Origin of the sequence: Parasphingorhabdus cellanae (assembly GCF_017498565.1) — a bacterium.
Lineage (GTDB): Bacteria > Pseudomonadota > Alphaproteobacteria > Sphingomonadales > Sphingomonadaceae > Parasphingorhabdus > Parasphingorhabdus cellanae.
Map to the genome: position 1 here is coordinate 3422659 of NZ_CP071794.1, position 19148 is coordinate 3441806.

The window sequence follows — 19148 nt, forward strand, 5'->3', positions numbered from 1 at the left end:
TGCAAACATGGGCTATGCCTGCTCCACGTTCTTTTGAAGGCCATACTCAGTTCATCGACATGAGGCATCGGTTCAACAGAATTTCAACCCTGTTTTGCGTATTAAATGTATAATTTCTGCCGGGAGCTTTGCCGTAATGATTGACCTCTATTTTGCGCCCACTCCCAATGGCTGGAAGATTAGCGTGATGCTGGAGGAATGCGGGCTCGATTATCAGGTCAAGTGGGTCAATATCGGGGCAGGGGAGCAGTTTGAGCCGGATTTTCTGGCGATCAGTCCGAATAACCGCATCCCGGCCATTGTCGATCATGACCCGATCGAAGGCGATGAACCGATCAGCGTTTTCGAAACCGGAGCGATCCTGCTCTATCTGGCGAACAAGGCAGAGCAATTCCTGCCGCATGATTTGCCTGGTCAGATCGCGGCGACGGAATGGCTGATGTGGCAAATGGGCGGGCTGGGGCCGATGATGGGGCAGCATGGCCATTTCAAACTCTACGCGCCGGAGCGGATTAGCTATGCCACCGAGCGCTATCGTGGCGAAGTGCTGCGGCTATTTGGAGTGATGGACCGGCGGCTGGCGGAGCATGATTATCTCGCCGGCAAGGATTACAGCATTGCCGACATGGCCTGTTTCCCGTGGGTGCAGACCTACAAGCGGCAGGAAATTGATCTGGCGGATTTTGCCAACGTGAAGCGCTGGTATGAGGAGTTGAAGCAGCGCGAGGGATTGCGGCGCGGCATGGCGCTGGGCCGCGACAAGATTAATCGCAACCCGCAGGATGATGCCGAAGTGCGTAAAACACTGTTCGGGATAAAGGAATGATTTCAGGGCTTTGTGCTCCGCACTTGATGCGAGCCCAGGGTAAACGGGCGTGACAGCCATCCTAGGCTCCGCATCAAGTGCGGAGCACGGCAGCGATAGAAAAAAGGGTGAATATATGACCGTAAGTGTAGATTTTTATTTCGATCTTTCGTCCCCGTGGACCTGTCTGGCATTTCACAATATCCAGCCCATCATCGCGGACACGGGTGCCAAAATTATCTGGAAGCCGTTTCTGGTTGGCGGCGTCTTCAACGCGGTGAACCAAAGCGTTTATGCCGCCCGCGAAAATCCCGATAATCCGAAATTCGTGCACAGCTTTCGGGTGATGAAAGACTGGGCAGCGCTGGCCGGGATACCGATGAATTTTCCGAGCGAGCATCATCCGGTCAAGTCGGTCCACGCGATGCGGGCCTGTTGCGCGCTGGAGGAAGATCAGACCGCATTGCACAAATTCGCGACGGCGGCTTTCAATGCTTATTACACGGATCAGCGCAATCTGGACGACCCGGCGGTATTGGCGGCCATTGCCAATGAGATCGGGATGGATGGGGAGGCGCTTGTGGCGCGGACCCAGGAACAGGCCGTGAAAGACAGGCTGCGCGCCAATACCGAGGAAGCCATCGCTCGCGGTGCCTATGGGTCGCCTAGTATATTTGTGCCTTTCGGAGATGGCGAGCGGATGTATTTTGGTAATGATCAGTTGCCGTTGGTTAATCGAGCGATTAAACTACAACAGAATCGTACGTAACGGTCATCCCAGCGAAAGCTGGGATCTACTTTGGCCAAGCGCCGAACGATAAGGAGATCCCAGCTTTCGCTGGGATGACGAGTATGGAAGGGAAGCTCATGTCAGAACGCGTCACTATCTCGGTTGAAAACCATATTGCCGATGTCCGGTTCAACCGGCCGGAAAAGATGAATGCGCTCGACCCAGAGCAGATTGATGCGATCATTGAGGCGACGGACAAGCTCGCCGAAATGAACGATGTGCGAGCGATTGTGCTGTCTGGCAATGGCAAGGGATTTTGCGCAGGTCTGGATATGGCGAGCTTTACGCAGTCGAGCACGACCGACAGTCTAACCGACCGTAGCTATGGTAACGCGAATAAATATCAGCATGTCGTGCTGCAGTGGCGGCGACTGCCCGCGCCCGTAATCGTGGCCATTCACGGTGCCTGTGTTGGCGGCGGTCTGCAATTTGCTTCGGCGGCGGACGTGCGGATTGCGACGCCGGACTCCAAATTATCGATCATGGAAATGCGCTGGGGCCTGATCCCGGATATGGGCAGCTACTCGACCTGGCGTAGCTTTGTGCGCGATGATATTTTGCGCGAGCTGACTTACACCAATCGGATATTCTCTGGCGAGGAAGGCAAGGAACTGGGCTTTGTTTCGCATCTCGCCGATGATCCGCATGCCAAGGCAATGGAACTGGCGGCGGAAATTGCCGGCAAGAATCCGGACGCGATCAAGGCGGCCAAGCGGTTGATGAACCAGCTGCCGGACATGAATGAAGATGAGATCCTGATGATGGAAAGTGTCGAGCAGGACAAGGTCGGCAAGGGTCCCAATCAGAAAGAGGCGGTCATGGCCTTCATGCAGAAGCGCGCGGCCAATTTTAACGACTAGAGCCTAGCCGCGCTTGACCATCTGCGCTTCGAGTACGGCCCGAAACTCCGCGTCAATTGCCTTGGCGCCTTGCGGATTGGTCAGCACCAGTGTCGTGGTGCAGGTGGCAACGCATAGGTCGCTCTGGAACGCCGCCGACAGGATGTCCCAGGACGCATTGCCAATCCGGCCAATGCCGCTGCAAATCTCTGCATCATCGGGGAAGTGGGCTTCCCGCAGATAATTGATCTGCACCGCCGCGATCAGCCAGCGGTCTCCCTCTGCGCGGTTTTCCATACCCATGGACCGGTTGAAGCGGACCCGCCCATTTTCGAACAGATCGGCCATCGCGACATTGTTGATATGACCGAGCAGGTCCATATCACCAAAGCGCGTCTGTGTGACATTGGAAAAAGGATAGCTCGCCTTTGACAGCTGCCAGGCTTCCGGTTTGGACATGCTTTGCTCTTTGACCTTGCGACTGAGGCCTTAGTTCATTTTGGCCAGCAGGTCGTTTTGCAGATGCTTGCAAAGCCACAGATAGGCCAGACCGGAAAGGCCGTAGATCATGGCCGTAAAGCGCAATGCATCCCGCACGCCTTCACCCGTGGCCTGACGACATGCCTCCAACATGGCTTGGCTGCCCGCGGCCAATATGTCTTCATTGGTTCCTTTGCACAGCTCCAGTGTCATCTGGCTGCTCATAGCGGCACTCTCAACATAGGATGCCGAAAGGAAGTCGCTAATCGCGCCAACAAATAGAGGGCCAAGACCATATCCGATCAGGTTGACCACGAACAGCAATATGGCAATCGCTGTCGCTCGGGCTTTCACATCAACCACGCCTTGGGCAATGGTATATTGCGATCCGAGATAGGTGTAGTGCAGGAACGCCGCAATGATCAGCATGACTAAGGCCACCATTTGGCTGTTAGTGGAAAAGCCAATCCAATATAGCGGCAGAGAAACTATGAGCGACCAGCCGGGAACCCACGCTACCGCATTGGGAAAACGACCGCTCAACCGTTCGATAGCATAGCCCCCACCAAATGTTCCGGCCGCAGCAGCAAGCGATATGGGCAGGACCAGTTTGAGCGCCGCATCGGCAATGCTGAGTTCATGTATGCGAACAAAAAATGAAACTTGAAAACTGGAAACGCCGTAACCGACAAAGGCGACAATCGTAGCTGCCAAGGCGTTGATCCAGTAGCTGCGATTACCGCTCAGTTTTTTCAGCGTTGCCCCAAAACCCAGTTTCTCAACCTGCGGTGTGCCAGGAGGATCCGAATAGCCACGCGGTGGTTCTTTCATCGTGAACAACACAATCAAGCCGATGACGACGCCGGGCAAGCCCAAAATTATGAACGCCTCGCGCCAGGAAAAAGCCTCGGCAATCGGACCACCAAAGGCCGCCGCCAATGCGCTGCCAAGCGTGACGCCCATAGCGTATATTGCCAGTGCTCGTGCGCGGCTTCGTGGCGGAAAATAGTCGGCGATGATCGAATTGGCTGGTGGTGTGCAGCCGGCCTCACCGATCCCGACACCAACACGAAAGACCAGCAGCGCCAGAAAGCTGCCCGCGATCCCGCAAAGAGCCGTCATGACAGACCAGAAAATGACGCTGAATGCGATAATGCGAACACGGTTATATTGTTCGGCAAACCGCGCGATAGGAATCCCAAACAACGTATAGGTTAGTGCAAACCCGAAGCCGGAGAGTAAACCGAACTGCAAGTCGGTGAGCTGAAATTCCTGGATAATGGGTTCCGAAACCACACTGATCAAAGCACGATCGATAAAGTTGAGCGTGTACACCACGAGCAGCGAAAACAGGACATAACTTCGATATCCACTTGTCCCAAAGGCTTGTCCGGTATTTGTGGTGGGCGAGCCCTGGGCCTGAGTTGCGCTCATGTGATCTCCTGACGTTATTTTCTTTCGATGATGGCCTGAACTGAGCCGCAAGTCCAGCGTCCATTATCAAACACCCATTATATTGTTTCAATCAGCTATTATAAATCTATTTACATGACGTTACACCATGATATATGACGATCCGTACTCGCCGATAGGGCGCTTAAAGGGAGCCGTTTTTGCGGCTGGGGTAACTGGGATATGGTGCTGCAACTGCTGGAGTGTGCCAGTATATGGGCGAGTATATCCTGCCGGTTGTTGATCTGGCGCAAAAAGAATTGCTCCTGTTCGCAAGCTTGTGCTTCATCCTCGGGGCCATTGATGATGTAATATTCGACGTCGTGTGGATGGCATATTCCATCAAACGAAAACTGTTTGTTTATACGCGCCACCATCGCGTGACCGTGGAAGATTTGCCGCCGTCAAGTGACGACAGCCCCTTGGCGATATTTGTGCCGGCCTGGCAGGAGGCGGCGGTTATCGGCGCTATGCTTCGGCGATGCCTCGATCAATGGAGTCACAGAAATTATCGCATTTATGTAGGCTGCTATCCCAATGACGGCGAGACAATCGCTGCCGTTGCCGCCGCCGCCAAAGATGCAGACCATATCCGGATCATCATCTGTGATCATGATGGCCCGACATCAAAAGCAGATTGTCTGAACCGGCTTTGGCGCGCCTTGTGTCATGACGAAAATATTGAATGCAAAAGCTATAAATCGGTTGTTCTGCAGGACGCAGAAGATCTGGTTCATCCCAAGGCATTGGATTTATTTGACTATCTTATCGATAAAGCGCCTCTGGTACAGATACCGGTTATTCCGCGCCGTGCTGCCCGGTCTGTCTGGATTGCGGGTCATTATGGTGACGAATTCGCGGAAATGCACGGCAAGCAAATGGTATTGCGCGAAGCATTGGGCGTATCCATGCCATCGGCAGGTGTAGGAACAGCGTTCAGGCGCGATGAATTGCGCCGACTATCCGCCTTAACCCATGGCAAGCCATTTGATGCAGCAAGTCTAACCGAGGATTATGAAATAGGCTTGCAGATGACGCAGGGAACGGCGCGGGGCATCTTCGCAAGGCTTAAAGATAATCAGGGGCAATGGGTCGCAACGCAGGAATTCTTTCCGGAGAGTTTTGACGATGCGATCAGACAGAAAAGCCGATGGATGATGGGTATCGCGATGTCGGGATGGGATCGGTTGGGATGGCAACCGTGCTGGCGTGAAAATTGGATGCGGTTCCGCGATCGGAAGGCGAGCTTTGCCGCTTTCGTTCTGGCCATTGCTTATGTCGGGATATTGTTGACAGGTTTTTTGTACATCTTGCAGCTGTATGGTCTCTATCAATCAAGTCCGCTATCCGATTTGCTCCTCATGATGCTCGGTATCAACGCCTTGTTCGTGGCCTGGCGTTTAACGTTCAAAGGCTATTTTGTTTTCAAATTATACGGATTGCGAGAAGCGCTGCTGTCCGTGCCGCGCACATTGGTCGCAAATATCATCAACATAATGGCGGCTCGGCGGGCCTTGTTTCACTATCTTCAAAGTCTGACCGGCGTTCAACCGAAATGGGAGAAAACAAATCACTTCCACCCGGATTATCAGGATGTTCGGCAACTCAGACCGACCCGAGTTTCGATCTGCGATGACTGATTCTGCAATACCGGTTCGTCGAGGCGAACCGTTCAAGGCGCTGTTGATTGTATTGGTCTTCTGGATAGTAGGACGGTTCATCTGGCAAGGAATTGTTCCTTCAACTCCGGTACACATCGCGCCGATCATCGATCAGTTCGAAATGGTTATGCGCGATGATCTCATGAAAAGACCTGCCATTTCCCCTCAAAAAAATTTCGTCGCTGATTTCAGCGCTGTGGCTCCCTTGCGCAGCATTCGGTCTCGCTCCGGGCGCGCACGTTGGTCGACAGGTTTAGCGACGGCTGCTTCGGAAATACCCGCGAAGCAATTGTATCAGAAAGTGGTTCCGCAATTGGCCCTGGTTGCAGGCACGAAAGAGCATCTTGGTTCAGTCGAGCCGCTGAAAACGAACCGATCGCCACCTGCTCCTTTGCTACGACCATCAGCGCCCAGACCAGTGAACGCTACTGCTTCGATATCTAGCGGCTTTTCAGGATATTTTTGGCTCTTTGCACGTCAAGGCAATGGTTCAGAGCGATCGAGATCTCCAGCATCACAGTTCTCCAATGCACAATATGGAGCCAGTCAGGCCGGCGCAATCCTGAGCTACAGAATAGCCGGAGAAGACAGGCGCAATATCTCAACCTTTGTGCGTGCGTCCACAGCGCTTTCGACCAAAGGAGAAGAGGAGCTCGCTATCGGTATCAAAACAAAACCGTTGAAGGCTATTCCCGTCTCGTTCTTTGCCGAGCAGCGATTTGGAAAGGGCAAGAATAATAATCGTGGGACTGCATTATATCTTGCTGGCGGAACGGGTCCCGATCTGGTTTTGCCGGACATCACTCTCGAAACCTATGGTCAAGCTGGGTTCGTATTCGCCCGCGACGACAGCCACTTTTTTGACGCTTCGGCTGTACTACAGAAACAGGTTATCGAGCGCGGTGGAAATAGGGTAACAGCAGGGGCGGGTTTTTGGGCCAGCGGTCAAAAGGGCGCCACTCGCTTTGATGTCGGCCCGCGGGTGAAGTTTCACGTTCCGGTAGGGCCAGCCAATATGCAGGTGTCGGTCGATTGGCGGGAACGGATCGCCGGAAACGCCAATCCCGGGTCGGGCGCTTCGGTCACAGTTTCCACCGGTTTTTGAGTTCTGTTCAGCAATAATCGGGTGTTATCGATTGAGTTTTATTGCGCGGGATCAGATCAAGTCCCTTTATCCTGTAACCAAAAGGGATTAGTCATTGGAAATATGGATATTTACCTCCCCATCGCAAATCTATCTGTTGATGCGTTCGTCATCGTGTTGCTGGGCGGTCTTGTGGGTATCTTATCGGGCATGTTTGGTGTCGGCGGCGGGTTCCTGACCACTCCGCTTTTGATATTTTACGGCATTCCGCCGACGGTCGCTGCAGCATCAGCATCAACACAGGTAACCGGAGCAAGCATTTCAGGTGTTGCGGCTCACATGCGTCGCAAGGGCGTTGATTTTCGGATGGGCGCAGTGCTTGTCTTCGGAGGTATTTTCGGTACGTTCATTGGTACCGGACTGTTTCAGATTTTGCAGCGCTGGGGTCAGATTGATACGGTGATTTCGGTATTATATGTCCTGATGCTTAGCAGTATTGGCGGCATGATGGCCAAGGAAGCGTGGGGCAGCGTGCAAGCCGTTCGCTCCGGCAAGCCATTGCCGGCGCGCAAACGGCGCCACCATCCTTTGGTTGCAAACCTGCCGATGCGCTGGCGTTTCTATCGTTCCGGCCTGTATATTTCGCCCATTGCTCCTTTCATGCTTGGTCTGTTAACCGGCATATTGACGATGCTGCTTGGTGTCGGTGGCGGGTTCATCATGGTTCCCGCGATGCTTTATCTGCTCGGCATGGGCGCTCAGGTCGTTGTCGGTACGTCTTTGTTCCAGATTTTGTTTGTCACAATCGCATCCACGATGATGCACAGTATGACAACCAGAGCAGTAGATATCGTCCTCGCCGGATTGCTTTTGATTGGCAGCGTAACCGGTGCACAATTGGGCGCAAAATTTGCGCAGCGGATGAGGCCGGAATATTTGCGATTGGCGCTTGCGATCATGGTGTTGCTGGTTGCTATTCGGATGGCGCTCGGGCTCGGTTTTCAGCCTGATGAAATTTATACGATACAACCACTATGACCGAGCTCTGGACAAAATGGACCAAGGCATTCTGCGGTATTGCTGTCTTGTTTCTGGTCACGGCAAATACGCCCATATTGGTGCCAGATGTGTCGCAGGACAAGATCAGTATCAAAGGGGACTTTAATGGTGCCCAACTATTGTTGTTTGGGGCCATTACCTATCCTCCTGGAACGCGCAACCGCGATCGCGCAGATATTGTTGTTGTCTTGAAAGGACCGACAGAATCTATTGTGCTGCGCGAGAAACAGCAAGTAGCCGGGATATGGATTAACGCAGCAAGCAGCGAATTCCGGTCTGCGCCGGGTTACTATGCCGTTGCGTCCTCGCGGCCGATCGAGGAAATTGTTGATGACAAAACAGCCGATATTTATGAGCTTGGCCTCAACCATCTGCAACTTTCGCCTGCTGGTGCTATCGAGAGTCAGGAACTGGCCCGATTTACCAATGGCCTGGTTGACCTGAACAGTCGGGAACGCCTTTACAAAAACCTGCCCAATAGCGTCGAAATCACCGACTCGGTTCTCTACAAAGCGCGGATTAATCTACCTGCCAGTGTGCCAGTCGGCGAATATTCTGCCGAAACATTCCTTATTATCGATGGCCGAGTGGAGGCGGCAGAAATCAAAGAAATTACCATCGAAAAAATCGGTATGGGGCGCTTCATTACCAACCTGTCTCAAGAAAACGGCTTTATCTACGGATTATTGGCCGTGCTCATATCGATCATCTTCGGCTGGGGCGCTGGCTATGTGTTCAGAAAAATCTGATAAGATTAGGCATTCCGCGTTGATTCACCTTTGTGAAAGACCGGTAAATATTCCTTAACCAAGACGGCTTAATCCATGTGCCAGATAAACAATACAGGATTGTGCCTTCATGTCAGATATGGGTTCCCATAATTTTCCAGCGGCACGCCCGCTTCCGCAAAGCGATGATGAAGATGTAACGCCCCCGGTGGCAACACACGCACCGACACCAACGCCAAAACGGACCGAGGGTCATAAGATTGGTGAAGTCATCGAAATTGCCGGTTCTGGATCACGCATCGTTATGGATGCGGCCGTTCTCGCCAGTTTGAGTGACCATCCGGACCAGACCGTAACAATGGCAGGGCAGGTGGGTAGCCAGGTAAAAATCCGTGTAGGTCAGACTTGGCTGCTCGCCAATATCCGCACGCAAAAGCTGCATGAAGGACAAAGCGGACTAATCATCGCCGAAATAGATTTTCTGGGTGAGGGCGATGAAGAACGCTTGACCGGCCACATTTATAATTTTCGCCGTGGTGTGACCCGTTATCCGGTTCCGGGCTCTGTCATCTATGCTGTCACGACTGCTGATCTCAAGCAGGTTTATGCATCTGATGGCCGCGCAAATGTCGAGATCGGGACGGTGTATCCGACCGACGATATTCGCGGCGCGCTCTATGTCGATGCCATGCTCGGCAAGCATTTCGCGCTACTGGGCTCAACCGGTACCGGTAAATCGACGTCAGCTGCTCTGATCTTGCACAAGATTTGCGATATCGCACCAGAAGGTCATATTCTTATGATCGATCCCCACGGTGAATATTCCGCAGCATTTAAAGGCAACGGCCGCCTGTTCGATGTTAACAATCTGAACCTGCCTTATTGGTTGATGAACTTTCGCGAGCATTGCGAAGTTTTCGTTCAGTCCACCGGTGATGCCAAGCAGATGGATTGTGATATTCTCGCCAAATGCCTGCTCGCTGCGAAAGCCAAGAGCCAGGCTGCACAAGGCGTCGCCAAGCTGACAGTGGATAGCCCGGTGCCTTATCTGTTGTCTGACCTGACCACGATCATCCAGAATGAAATGGGCAAGCTCGACAAATCGACCAATACCGCGCCGTTCATGCGGTTGAAGACCAAGATTGACGAGATCAAGGCCGATCCCCGCTATAGCTTTATGTTTTCCGGCATGCTGGTTGGCGATACGATGGCGGACTTCCTTTCGAAGATTTTCCGTCTGCCTGCGGACGGCAAGCCGATATCGATCATCGACGTATCGGCGGTTCCGTCGGAAATAACACCAACCGTCGTCGCGGTTTTGAGCCGGTTGGTTTTTGACTATTCAATCTGGGCAAAAAATGAACCAAGCCGACCCATCTTACTGGTCTGTGAAGAGGCGCACCGTTATATTCCCAATGATGATATCGCTGGCGAAAGCAGCGTCCGCGATATTCTTAGCCGGATTGCCAAGGAAGGCCGTAAATATGGCGTTTCATTGGGCCTGATTACACAGCGGCCATCGGATCTGGCGGAAGGCGTGTTGTCGCAATGCGGTACCATCCTCTCCATGCGTCTGAACAACGACCGTGACCAATCTTTTGTTAAAGCGGCCATGCCAGAGGGTGCCCGCGGCTTCCTGGATTCCATTCCGGCACTCAGAAACCGTGAGATTATCTGCTGCGGCGAGGGTGTTGCCATTCCCATTCGTGTATCACTCGATACGCTTGTGGAAGAAAAGCGTCCGGCGTCAGAAGATCCCATGTTCTCTGAGCTGTGGCGCGAACAGGGCGGCGAGGAAGAGATTATCCAGCGGGTTATCAAGCGCTGGAGAAGCCAGGGACGTTAATCCCAAATCTGACTTTTATCTTTGTTCATCGGTTGTTGGTCGAACAGCAATAGCGCAGCCGCGCTGTTCGATTACACCTGTAGTCAATAGACTGGGCATGATGCCTGGTCCGGTTGGATGGAGAACAGAGATGACCAATGGAAAATTTACGGAAGCAATTGCGGGGCTGGCGGTCATTGCCATGGCATCGATCATCCCGCTTGCCACCAGCAATGCGCATGATGGCAAGCACAAGTTCGATAAGAAATGGGGCGAAAATCTGGCCAAGAAAATCGAGGCCAAGGTCGCCGCAGGCATGGCCAAAGGCGCTATGGGTATGGAAAAAGGCGCCGACAAAATGTTACGCAGTGCAGACAAAATGGAAGCCTATGCAGACCGGTTGGAAAGCGATGCAGCTTTTCGCGAGGCGGAAGCCGCCAGGCAGAACAAGCGGAACGAAGGCAATATGACGGCGGACGAACTATTGAAGCAGGCTCCTGAATTCCGCCGTGGCGCCGCCGAAATGCGCGAAGGTGCAGCGGAAATGCGCAGATCAGCCGAGCAAATGCGGCGCGGAGATACGAATTAGGGAGGCGTTATCTTGCGGGCGGTCAAAGATCAAGAATATCGAACCTTTTAGCTCCGGGTAGCAGACTTTCCTGCGCCAATATGTTTACGCGAAACGCATCCTGCAGCAAACCCTATTCCGCGGTGAAGGTTACCGTTAGTGCATCATTATATTGTCCCGCAGCCGGTAGTCCATTAGGTGCGGGCACCACGATTTCGAGCGGGACGGCTCTTTCCATCCGGTTAGGCATATATTTGATCCTGCTCGATTGGGCTGTTGCGGAAAGATCGATATTTTCGCCTCTGAATAACAAACTGTAGCCAATGCCGGGCGCGCCAGCTTCATGCGCCAATTTTCCGCGATTGGCCGACTGAAAAGTGACTGCCACTTCAGCATTGCTCATGATATTAAAATCAACCGACCGGCGTGCCGCCCTTGAAAGATCGCCCAAATCAATGGAAGTTTCGCGCACGCCGTTAGGGAAATCATCTGACCGGACTTTCAGCACCGATGCAACCGGAGCCAAAATCGCTAGCGGTGCCTCTGCCACAAGTTGCTGAACTCCGGCGTCAACCCGAAACAGCCTAATCATTGCCTGACCATTATAGGTTCCGCCGCGAACAAATTGATTTGCTGGGATCGAAACAAACAAAGTCGCTCCCTGAACCCCTTGCCCCTGGCCGAATTGTCCGTCTATTCTGGACGTCTCGCTGCCCTCAAAATCGGCGCTGAGAAATGACGGACCGCTCGTTGTTTTCAGAATGTCGTAATAGAGCGGATCACCAGGGCCGCTCAGTGCATTGACGCCCCCTCCCGAAACAGGCGCGGCGGTGAGAAAAAACCGGCAGGCCACACCCTGATGACGAACAGACAAAGCCACTGCTTCAAAAGACTGTCCCTCGTCAAAAACCTCGTATCCCCTGCCATAGAGCCCACGCCAGTCCACACTGCTCTCTGCGGTCAGGTCAAGCTTGCAGGGATCGTCCAACAGCATTGCGTCGTTCTGGGCAACGGCAGGAACGGCATGAAGAACCAGACTGGCTCCGAGCAGATGCGCATAAATTTTAAGGGATGGTTTCATCATCATTCTCTCCTTTCGATTGGACATCAAGATCATAGAATAAATCACCATCCAGCTTGTATATACCGGTGACCTCTTCTGGGATGGTCACGGCTTTTGTGGCCGTTTGTTCGCCGGCTGTAACGGTGATGTCATACGTTCGCCCGGCTTCAACGCCCTCTAGAAAGAATCGTCCCTTGGCGTTGGTGAAGATTTGCGTTGTATCCGCGCCTTTTGCACCGCTGGCGGTATCCCTTGCCTCGGCGGTTACAAATACCAAAGCATCGCCATCCCGGTCGACCATGTTACCCACCAGCGACACATTCCGGGCACTTCCTACCTCGAGATGAAAGCCGCTGCGATAACCCGGATTGACCGCAAAGACCTGTCCACCAAGGGAGGTTCCGGCTGGCGCATCGGGCGCGTCCACTTGCAGCGAGCGATTAAAATAGGGCGTCATAGTGGTGACAACCGCCGGCCCCAAAGCACCGCTATAGGCTGAATATTGAGTCTTGCTTGATCCGAAACCCGTCCTCGGTTCGACCGCCAGCTGATAATCCCCTGCCTTTTCATTGGCCCTGACAATGGCAAAGCTGTTGCGGACGGGACGGCTTATTCCAAACTGTCCGTCAGCCATAACTATGGCGGTTCCAAAAGTAACCTCCGTCCGCAAGTCCCGTTCACGATCGCTGAAATAATTGCTGGATATTTGCTCGATCGATCCTTCAAAACGATTGCCGATATAGGTTGCGCGGCCAAACTGACGATCAGAACCATCGCGCCGCTCCGCTGCTGCGCTAAACCCGAAACTGTTGACGCCTACCGAAGCCAAGCGATTATACTCTATGCGGGCAGCATTATCCTCGCTTGTATATGATGAGGTCAATGAAGACCGGCCCAGCGGTACGGATAGTCCTATCCGAAATACCGGTCCGCTGCGCTCATCACTACGGCGATATTCGGCGCTGGCCGAAACCGAACCAAAACGGAACTGATGTGAATAGTTGGCGCCGATATAATAGCCATCACGCTGCCCATCGCGAAATTCGTCATAGCCGGCAAAAAACTGGAGGCGCGATTGCGATGTGATTTTTTGACCGATCCGGAACCGTGCCTGTTTGGCAATGAATGATCCGCCAAATAACTGATTCAGAGTCCGGTAGTCCTTTCCGGTCAAAATGACGGTGGCATCAATGGCACGGTCGCGAACAATATCCGTATCTCGCCATCGGTATTGCAAAGAAATCTGGCTATGATCAGGGTTAAAGCTGTTGACGTTGGTCGAGCTGTTCACGCCGAATGTACCGATCGGAGATGCCCAGACGATTTCTGCGCCAACCAGGTTGAAAAACCGGTCACCTTCCCAGTTGAGTCCCCCTGTCAACGTTGGCGTAAACCCGTAGCGCACAAATGCGGTGCCATTGTAATTATTGTCGTCATAGCGCCGGACGCCATCCTCATCACGATAGGGCAATCCGAAATTGGCGGCGAAGTCAAACAGGCCCGGTGCAAGCAGTTCAATATCATAAAATGCCGGATAGGACCGCAATTCGGTTTCTCCGCTGGCATAGGTGATGCGCAGTTCTATATCATTGCCGGCAGAAGGTATCAGCGGAAAATCCCTTAGGTTATAGCGCCCGCTACGCAGATCATAAGTCCGTATTGGTACGCCATTCAACAACACCTCAACCCGCGCCGAACGGTCAATTTCAAAGGCCTGTTCCGGAGAAGGGCGAATGTTTAGATAAGGATTGATATTGAAGTTCCGGAACGCAGATATTCCGGCAATGCGCGGCGCATTTTGAAATGGCCGGCGCCCGACACTAAGATCGCCCAGCTCGTACCGGACCAGTGTATCACGGTCATCATAAGTGAGCCGAATATCGCCGCGCGAAAATTTTTTCTGGCGGCTATCATCATAACGCAGCTCCGCTTCGGCGACGAGACCGCGGACATTTAGTGCCAGATCCACGTCGGCCACAAATCGGGCGAAACCCGTGTCCGCAGATCGGGAATCCTCGACAATAGTTGTGCCGGCTCGGACCGAAACATAGCCTGAAAAATCACTTTGCTCGACCAGCTCAATGTCGGAACGATTGCGCAAAGACCTGAGATTCAGGCTCCTGACCGTTCTCATTGCAGCGGGGATGTCGATACGCAAAACCAGTTGGGCATCGTCAAATGCCACAGTCAGCCCCAGTTTGCGCAACTCGTCAAACGTCACGCTGTCTCTGCCGTTGGCTAGCGCCTTTAACAAATCGGCCGTCTCTACAACCGTAATCGGGGCGAGCACTGTGTTGACAAAACTTGCCGCAATAGATCCGGGCTGACCTTTGTTATCCGGTGTCACCAGATATTCACCGACGTTGATACCCTCAATCAGGACGACATAATTGCCTTCGCCAAGCGCCGGTCGCTCTTTGCCGAATACCTGTTTGAAAATATCATCTATTGATTCTTGCGGTTCGTCTTCTGATGTCTGGCCTTCAGGGCTTTGAATAGCTTGGTTCTGATTCTTCCGATCCTGATCTTCCTGATCCGGACTCTCTGTCGACTGACTATTCAGCCCATTTGAGACACCGACATCGGGGGTATCGGCATGCGCGGCTCGACCGCCGGAAAGCGCAACCGCCAGTACGACCAGCGATGACCGGACAAGAAACGAAATCCGCATGGCGCGCGATACGGTCTAGTTAAAGACCGTATACTCCGTGCGAAATTCGCCTTCTACCGGACCGGGCGTCAACCCATCCGGCCATGGCAGTCTTACCACCCTTTCCGTGCCGACCAGGATATTGAGATTTGCGACATTGGCCATCTGGTCGCCTTCCAATGTGACTGGAGCACCACCATTTTGCGGCTTCACAACAAGGACAGGCCGGTCGAGGATGGCGCGCCGCGTCCCGTCGCTCAATATCTTGACTTCCAACCAGTCTTTTCCGCTCTCGTCCTTAACCGGTGCGATACCGGTGAGGCGCGCGGACGGTTTGGATTGTGGCGGGACAATATAAAGCGCCGCTTCATAACGGTAGTTCATACTGACATTGACCGATACATCGCCCTGTTTCTCGTCCTTGAACTTGATTGGTAATTGGTTGGACACGAGACGGAAGGTCAGCTCCTTTTCCGGGGCTGGATCGCCAACCCAGCGAACCTTGAAACTCTGGCTCGCCTTGGGCGCAATTACCATCTGCGGTGGGGTGATGATTATATTTTCGTCTTCCGGTTTGCGGGTTTCCGTCCCATCCGGGTTTTGTTCCCGGGTGTAAGCGCGCACCTCAATCGCAATCGGCACATCATGCGTATTGGTTAGCACAACGGATTGAGTGGCACCGGCGCCGGTTGGCGAAAGCTGGATGACGATCGGTTTCATGTCGTAGCTACTTGCGGGTGTCAAACCAACCAGCATTGCCAGCGGCAGCAAAAGCGCCGCGCGTCTGAGAAATTTCAACATTTTTATCTCCTCAACCCGAAGAAGGGATGGTCGGCGATGCGAAACACACCGCCGACCACTTGATCAGATTTTCAGCAAATCAATTAAAAGTTTGCTGCCAAAGTGATTGTCAGTTCATCTTCGTAAGTACCCGCGACAGCGAACTCGTTGAGACTGTCAAAGCTCAGATCGAGATTACCGGTACGCGTGCCAGCATTGGTTAGGATATTTTGCCAGTCATTGTTGGTCACGATAGTAACTGGGGTTCCGTTCATGTCGGCAGAGTTTGTTGAGGTTGCCCCAATACCTGTACCCAGAAAGCTGGCTTCGATATCATAATCGATGTTAACAACACCGCCGCTTTCCTGGTGCTCCATACCGCCATTGGCTGATTCCAACGACACAGTATAGGGAGAGTTGCAGGAATAGAGGATCGTCAACGAACCCTGATTGCCAACGTTCAGCATATCCACATCGAAACTACCAGCACCCTCAGGGATCAGTTCACAATTGCTGTCAACAGAACCACTCAGGCCGATAACATAGGACTCACTGTCCTGTGCTGAGGCTGGTGAAGCGATCATCAGTGCTGGAACAGCTACTGCAGCGGCAAATTTTACAAGAGTTTTCATTTCAATTCTCCGTCTTATGGGGATATCCCCGTTGATGCGGTTTCCGGATTGGAAATCGCTGATTATGGCCGGAAATTTACAGCTGCATCGACCGGCCTCAGATGCAACCGACGGGAATTTGGAAGTTGGAGAAAGCCGCTCCGCCGCATATTGACGCAACATTCGTTGCATAAGCGGCGGCACTGCGCTAAGTTTGCACAGTGAGGCTTTCTCACAACCCGGGCAGAGTTCCCATGAACCTGTCCGCACGGCCTGCCAGCGATTTGACACCAATCATGGTCGCTGGTGGGCCCCCTTTTTTGAAAATCCGGTTTTCCGGTTTTTCAAAAACCTTAATTTTTCCACTGTCTTTTCCATATTTGCACCATTTTCTGGCGTTTATAAATGTGATGGAATTATATATCATATCTCAGCTGGATTGAATCGATCGGTGGCAATCCCTAGTCAATCCATATGATATTAAAATGTTACGATTGTGTACGTCCTCCCTTGATATCAAGCAGTTAGCGCCACAGCTTTGCTAGCTATGTGGGCTATCTAAAGAAGCCGTGATGGGACACCAAAACAGACCATGACAGTCCGTCGGCTGGTGATCTGATGTGCTCCGGCAATAAGAAGCTGGAGCGCAATATTTTTCAACACAGCAAGTTTTCTAAGTGCGCATTGTCAACACACATCCTCCAAACTCGCGACCCTGTTCAAACCAAGAATGCCAACACCGAAAGTGTTAAGCAATTTAATGTTACACTGTTGTTAAGGACATCTCCTAACAAAGCTTATGGCGCGATACCATCCACAAAAAATGACTCTTTGCAAGTGATACAAACACGACGTACTGTCCCAATTAAGGCCATTCGAATCTATTACCTTATAAATCAATAAGTAACGATAGTGCGCCGACGACTTGGTCACTATAAATTTCCAGTTCTATTCTTTCGATCATGTCAAACTTATGTTATTTTGATTAAATCTGTTGGTTAACCCAGCAATATAATTCACCCATCAACTTCCGATTCGCGATCTCCGCGCCACGGTGATGTGATGATTGCCAATGCCTGAAATTACAGGTTCAGTATATTAGCAAAATCTCCCGCGTAAAATACCCAATTGACAACTGGTAATCGTCAGAAACGTTGCCACCCTAGTGTAGATTCTCAGAATGAAACTTACTACTATAAGAACAGCTTTAATCTCCGTGATCAAATTACGAACTTGCTGAGTAGGGATGATGACGTCCACTTCCCAAGTGGTACCAGTTCAGCATTTAGCTTCACTCTGAACAGCGGAACATCCCATTTGGCTGTGGTATCTGGCTTCAACAAAAGTGATTTCGGGGAATATGAGCTGAGCATCGAAGGCCCAGGCAATATTGCTGCTTTTCCTGAGTCAGCGACATAAGCTTTCATGACCTTAGTTTTGGTGCAGTCGGACCCGTAATCCCCCGCCGTCGGAAAACAAATGTGAGCGTTTGTTCCGCTTAGGCAACAATCGATGATCCTGGTCAGAGTAATCTAACGGAACTTTTTTGTGCGCAAAGCCAACCATCGACCTGTTGGGTAGCAGGCCTTGTCAATCTTCACACCAAGAAAACTCACACTTTTTTAATGCTATATTGCTTTGATACTGATTTATGTCGCTTTGATGGATATCAGTCATTATAAATTGCGCAAAATACCGTCAAGCACTCGTCTAATTCGCTGGATCTAGGGGCAATAAGAGACCGTGAAACCTCGAAAAATTCTGTAACTTTTGCTGATCATATGGCTTGGGCAAACTGCCTTCCCGCAAGCGATCGCAGCGCAGGCGGCCACTGTCTTGCGTGAGCAAGCGCCTACGCGAACCATGTTGGTGAATCCCGATGGACGCGAACAGATGCTGTATTTTGTCAATCTGGCCAGCGGGCTGGATTTGCTTGGCAATGACAGTGAGACTCTCATCAACGCGCGGCGGCTGGCGGATGGTGGTGACTAGGAAGCGGCATCTCGTCTGTTTGACGAACTGGCCGAATCCTAGGATCCGACTGATAACGCGGCCGGTATTTATGGCGGTTATGTCGCAGCTATGCAGCAAGGTGAAGAACCGACCTCTCCGCTGCTTCAATCGACCGCTGAGAGTTATCTCACGCTTACACTGATTGCCGCTTATGCCGGCGATTTACGGACTGCGAAAATCAATGCAGAAAAGGGTGTCATGGCGTTCCCGGGCGCTGCTCTGTTTTATCAGGCTAAGGCAGATGTCGAGGCTTTGTTGGGCGAGCCCGATGCAGCCATCGCGACTATAGCTGCCGCGCGCGCTTCTTTTCCTGACGAGAACATGCTGGCGATAGGCGAAGCGAATCTGTTACGCGACTACAGCGGCAGACCAAAGGCCGCGCGCGACCTCCTGGAGCCGATCCTAACAGTTTTCTCGCCCGAAAAAGCGCAAGCGAAAAACTGGATGGCGATAGGCGGATCGACGGAGGCGGACATGCTCGTGGAACGCGCCGCTGGATGATCCCGATCATGCTTTGCACGCGGTGGAGGCCGCGCGCGAGATGCTGGCGGAAATGGAGAATATCAACAGCAAAATTCAGGCGATGCTGCCTGCTGACGCCAATGTACCAGTGATCCGTATGGGCATTGGCATCAACACCGGTACTTGCGTGGTCGGAAATATGGACTCAGACCGCCGGTTTGATTATTCGGTACTGGGCGATGCTGTCAACTTGGCCTCGCGTCTCGAAGACTAATGTA

The 19148-nt window shown here is 52.4% G+C and carries 18 protein-coding genes; 12 read left to right on the forward strand and 6 right to left on the reverse strand.

Going from position 1 to position 19148, the window contains the following annotated elements; genetic code table 11:
- The first annotated feature begins 136 nt into the window (after positions 1-136).
- From J4G78_RS16495 to J4G78_RS16505, 3 genes are all read left to right on the forward strand, one after another.
- The gene (locus J4G78_RS16495) at positions 137-826 is read left to right on the forward strand and encodes a glutathione binding-like protein (RefSeq protein WP_207987590.1); all 690 of its coding nucleotides are present in this window, start codon (positions 137-139) and stop codon (positions 824-826) included.
- A 115-nt stretch (positions 827-941) separates the two neighbouring features.
- Complete coding sequence (locus J4G78_RS16500) at positions 942-1574, forward strand: 2-hydroxychromene-2-carboxylate isomerase (RefSeq protein WP_207987591.1); 633 nt, start codon at positions 942-944, stop codon at positions 1572-1574.
- A gap of 98 nt (positions 1575-1672) precedes the next feature.
- Positions 1673-2455, forward strand: a complete 783-nt coding sequence (locus J4G78_RS16505; RefSeq protein WP_207987592.1) for a crotonase/enoyl-CoA hydratase family protein — start codon at positions 1673-1675, stop codon at positions 2453-2455.
- Between the two features lie 3 nt (positions 2456-2458).
- Here J4G78_RS16505 and J4G78_RS16510 read toward each other — a convergent pair whose 3' ends face one another.
- Positions 2459-2893 carry an acyl-CoA thioesterase gene (locus tag J4G78_RS16510; protein WP_207987593.1) on the reverse strand — a complete coding sequence of 145 codons (435 nt, stop codon included), beginning with the start codon at positions 2891-2893 and terminating at the stop codon, positions 2459-2461.
- A gap of 30 nt (positions 2894-2923) precedes the next feature.
- Positions 2924-4348, reverse strand: a complete 1425-nt coding sequence (locus J4G78_RS16515; RefSeq protein ID WP_207987594.1) for a spinster family MFS transporter — start codon at positions 4346-4348, stop codon at positions 2924-2926.
- A 233-nt stretch (positions 4349-4581) separates the two neighbouring features.
- Between J4G78_RS16515 and J4G78_RS16520 the strand changes: the two genes are divergently transcribed.
- From J4G78_RS16520 to J4G78_RS16545, 6 genes are all read left to right on the forward strand, one after another.
- Complete coding sequence (locus J4G78_RS16520) at positions 4582-6006, forward strand: glycosyl transferase family protein (protein WP_207987595.1); 1425 nt, start codon at positions 4582-4584, stop codon at positions 6004-6006.
- Positions 5999-7132, forward strand: a complete 1134-nt coding sequence (locus J4G78_RS16525) for a hypothetical protein (RefSeq protein ID WP_207987596.1) — start codon at positions 5999-6001, stop codon at positions 7130-7132. The genes J4G78_RS16520 and J4G78_RS16525 overlap by 8 nt, the downstream gene beginning before the upstream one ends.
- 102 nt (positions 7133-7234) lie before the next feature.
- Positions 7235-8149 (forward strand): sulfite exporter TauE/SafE family protein, encoded by a 915-nt coding sequence (locus J4G78_RS16530; RefSeq protein ID WP_207987597.1) that lies wholly within the window; start codon positions 7235-7237, stop codon positions 8147-8149.
- A complete protein-coding gene (locus tag J4G78_RS16535) occupies positions 8146-8919 on the forward strand; it encodes a TIGR02186 family protein (RefSeq protein WP_207987598.1) in 774 nt (257 codons plus the stop codon). The genes J4G78_RS16530 and J4G78_RS16535 overlap by 4 nt, the downstream gene beginning before the upstream one ends.
- Before the next feature lie 109 nt (positions 8920-9028).
- A complete protein-coding gene (locus J4G78_RS16540; RefSeq protein ID WP_207987599.1) occupies positions 9029-10744 on the forward strand; it encodes an ATP-binding protein in 1716 nt (571 codons plus the stop codon).
- A 130-nt stretch (positions 10745-10874) separates the two neighbouring features.
- Positions 10875-11312: a hypothetical protein gene (locus J4G78_RS16545; RefSeq protein WP_207987600.1), complete on the forward strand. Its 438-nt coding sequence runs from the start codon at positions 10875-10877 to the stop codon at positions 11310-11312.
- A 112-nt stretch (positions 11313-11424) separates the two neighbouring features.
- Here the strand turns inward: J4G78_RS16545 and J4G78_RS16550 are convergent, their stop codons facing one another.
- The 4 genes from J4G78_RS16550 to J4G78_RS16565 form a co-directional block, all read right to left on the reverse strand.
- Positions 11425-12375: a hypothetical protein gene (locus J4G78_RS16550; protein ID WP_207987601.1), complete on the reverse strand. Its 951-nt coding sequence runs from the start codon at positions 12373-12375 to the stop codon at positions 11425-11427.
- Positions 12356-15025: a fimbria/pilus outer membrane usher protein gene (locus tag J4G78_RS16555; protein ID WP_207987602.1), complete on the reverse strand. Its 2670-nt coding sequence runs from the start codon at positions 15023-15025 to the stop codon at positions 12356-12358. Before J4G78_RS16555 ends, J4G78_RS16550 begins: the two co-directional genes overlap by 20 nt.
- A 15-nt stretch (positions 15026-15040) precedes the next feature.
- Complete coding sequence (locus tag J4G78_RS16560) at positions 15041-15805, reverse strand: fimbria/pilus periplasmic chaperone (protein WP_207987603.1); 765 nt, start codon at positions 15803-15805, stop codon at positions 15041-15043.
- Positions 15806-15888: 83 nt separating this feature from the next.
- Positions 15889-16416 carry a hypothetical protein gene (locus J4G78_RS16565; RefSeq protein ID WP_207987604.1) on the reverse strand — a complete coding sequence of 176 codons (528 nt, stop codon included), beginning with the start codon at positions 16414-16416 and terminating at the stop codon, positions 15889-15891.
- Between the two features lie 1815 nt (positions 16417-18231).
- Here J4G78_RS16565 and J4G78_RS16570 point away from each other — a divergent pair.
- The 3 genes from J4G78_RS16570 to J4G78_RS16580 all read left to right on the forward strand — a co-directional run bounded on the left by J4G78_RS16570 (position 18232) and on the right by J4G78_RS16580 (position 19144).
- Positions 18232-18387, forward strand: a complete 156-nt coding sequence (locus J4G78_RS16570) for a hypothetical protein (RefSeq protein ID WP_207987605.1) — start codon at positions 18232-18234, stop codon at positions 18385-18387.
- Positions 18388-18477: 90 nt separating this feature from the next.
- The gene (locus J4G78_RS16575; RefSeq protein WP_207987606.1) at positions 18478-18909 is read left to right on the forward strand and encodes a hypothetical protein; all 432 of its coding nucleotides are present in this window, start codon (positions 18478-18480) and stop codon (positions 18907-18909) included.
- A 22-nt stretch (positions 18910-18931) separates the two neighbouring features.
- A complete protein-coding gene (locus J4G78_RS16580; protein ID WP_243457342.1) occupies positions 18932-19144 on the forward strand; it encodes an adenylate/guanylate cyclase domain-containing protein in 213 nt (70 codons plus the stop codon).
- The last annotated feature ends 4 nt before the right edge of the window (positions 19145-19148 follow it).

What these genes read in the sequence shown, in the direction of transcription:
- J4G78_RS16495 (WP_207987590.1), top strand. Translation starts at nt 137, where the DNA reads ATGATTGACCTCTATTTTGCGCCCACTCCCAATGGCTGGAAGATTAGC.
- J4G78_RS16500 (WP_207987591.1), top strand. Translation starts at nt 942, where the DNA reads ATGACCGTAAGTGTAGATTTTTATTTCGATCTTTCGTCCCCGTGGACC.
- J4G78_RS16505 (WP_207987592.1), top strand. Translation starts at nt 1,673, where the DNA reads ATGTCAGAACGCGTCACTATCTCGGTTGAAAACCATATTGCCGATGTC.
- J4G78_RS16510 (WP_207987593.1), bottom strand. Translation starts at nt 2,893, where the DNA reads ATGTCCAAACCGGAAGCCTGGCAGCTGTCAAAGGCGAGCTATCCTTTT.
- J4G78_RS16515 (WP_207987594.1), bottom strand. Translation starts at nt 4,348, where the DNA reads ATGAGCGCAACTCAGGCCCAGGGCTCGCCCACCACAAATACCGGACAA.
- J4G78_RS16520 (WP_207987595.1), top strand. Translation starts at nt 4,582, where the DNA reads ATGGGCGAGTATATCCTGCCGGTTGTTGATCTGGCGCAAAAAGAATTG.
- J4G78_RS16525 (WP_207987596.1), top strand. Translation starts at nt 5,999, where the DNA reads ATGACTGATTCTGCAATACCGGTTCGTCGAGGCGAACCGTTCAAGGCG.
- J4G78_RS16530 (WP_207987597.1), top strand. Translation starts at nt 7,235, where the DNA reads ATGGATATTTACCTCCCCATCGCAAATCTATCTGTTGATGCGTTCGTC.
- J4G78_RS16535 (WP_207987598.1), top strand. Translation starts at nt 8,146, where the DNA reads ATGACCGAGCTCTGGACAAAATGGACCAAGGCATTCTGCGGTATTGCT.
- J4G78_RS16540 (WP_207987599.1), top strand. Translation starts at nt 9,029, where the DNA reads ATGTCAGATATGGGTTCCCATAATTTTCCAGCGGCACGCCCGCTTCCG.
- J4G78_RS16545 (WP_207987600.1), top strand. Translation starts at nt 10,875, where the DNA reads ATGACCAATGGAAAATTTACGGAAGCAATTGCGGGGCTGGCGGTCATT.
- J4G78_RS16550 (WP_207987601.1), bottom strand. Translation starts at nt 12,375, where the DNA reads ATGATGAAACCATCCCTTAAAATTTATGCGCATCTGCTCGGAGCCAGT.
- J4G78_RS16555 (WP_207987602.1), bottom strand. Translation starts at nt 15,025, where the DNA reads ATGCGGATTTCGTTTCTTGTCCGGTCATCGCTGGTCGTACTGGCGGTT.
- J4G78_RS16560 (WP_207987603.1), bottom strand. Translation starts at nt 15,805, where the DNA reads ATGTTGAAATTTCTCAGACGCGCGGCGCTTTTGCTGCCGCTGGCAATG.
- J4G78_RS16565 (WP_207987604.1), bottom strand. Translation starts at nt 16,416, where the DNA reads ATGAAAACTCTTGTAAAATTTGCCGCTGCAGTAGCTGTTCCAGCACTG.
- J4G78_RS16575 (WP_207987606.1), top strand. Translation starts at nt 18,478, where the DNA reads ATGCAGCAAGGTGAAGAACCGACCTCTCCGCTGCTTCAATCGACCGCT.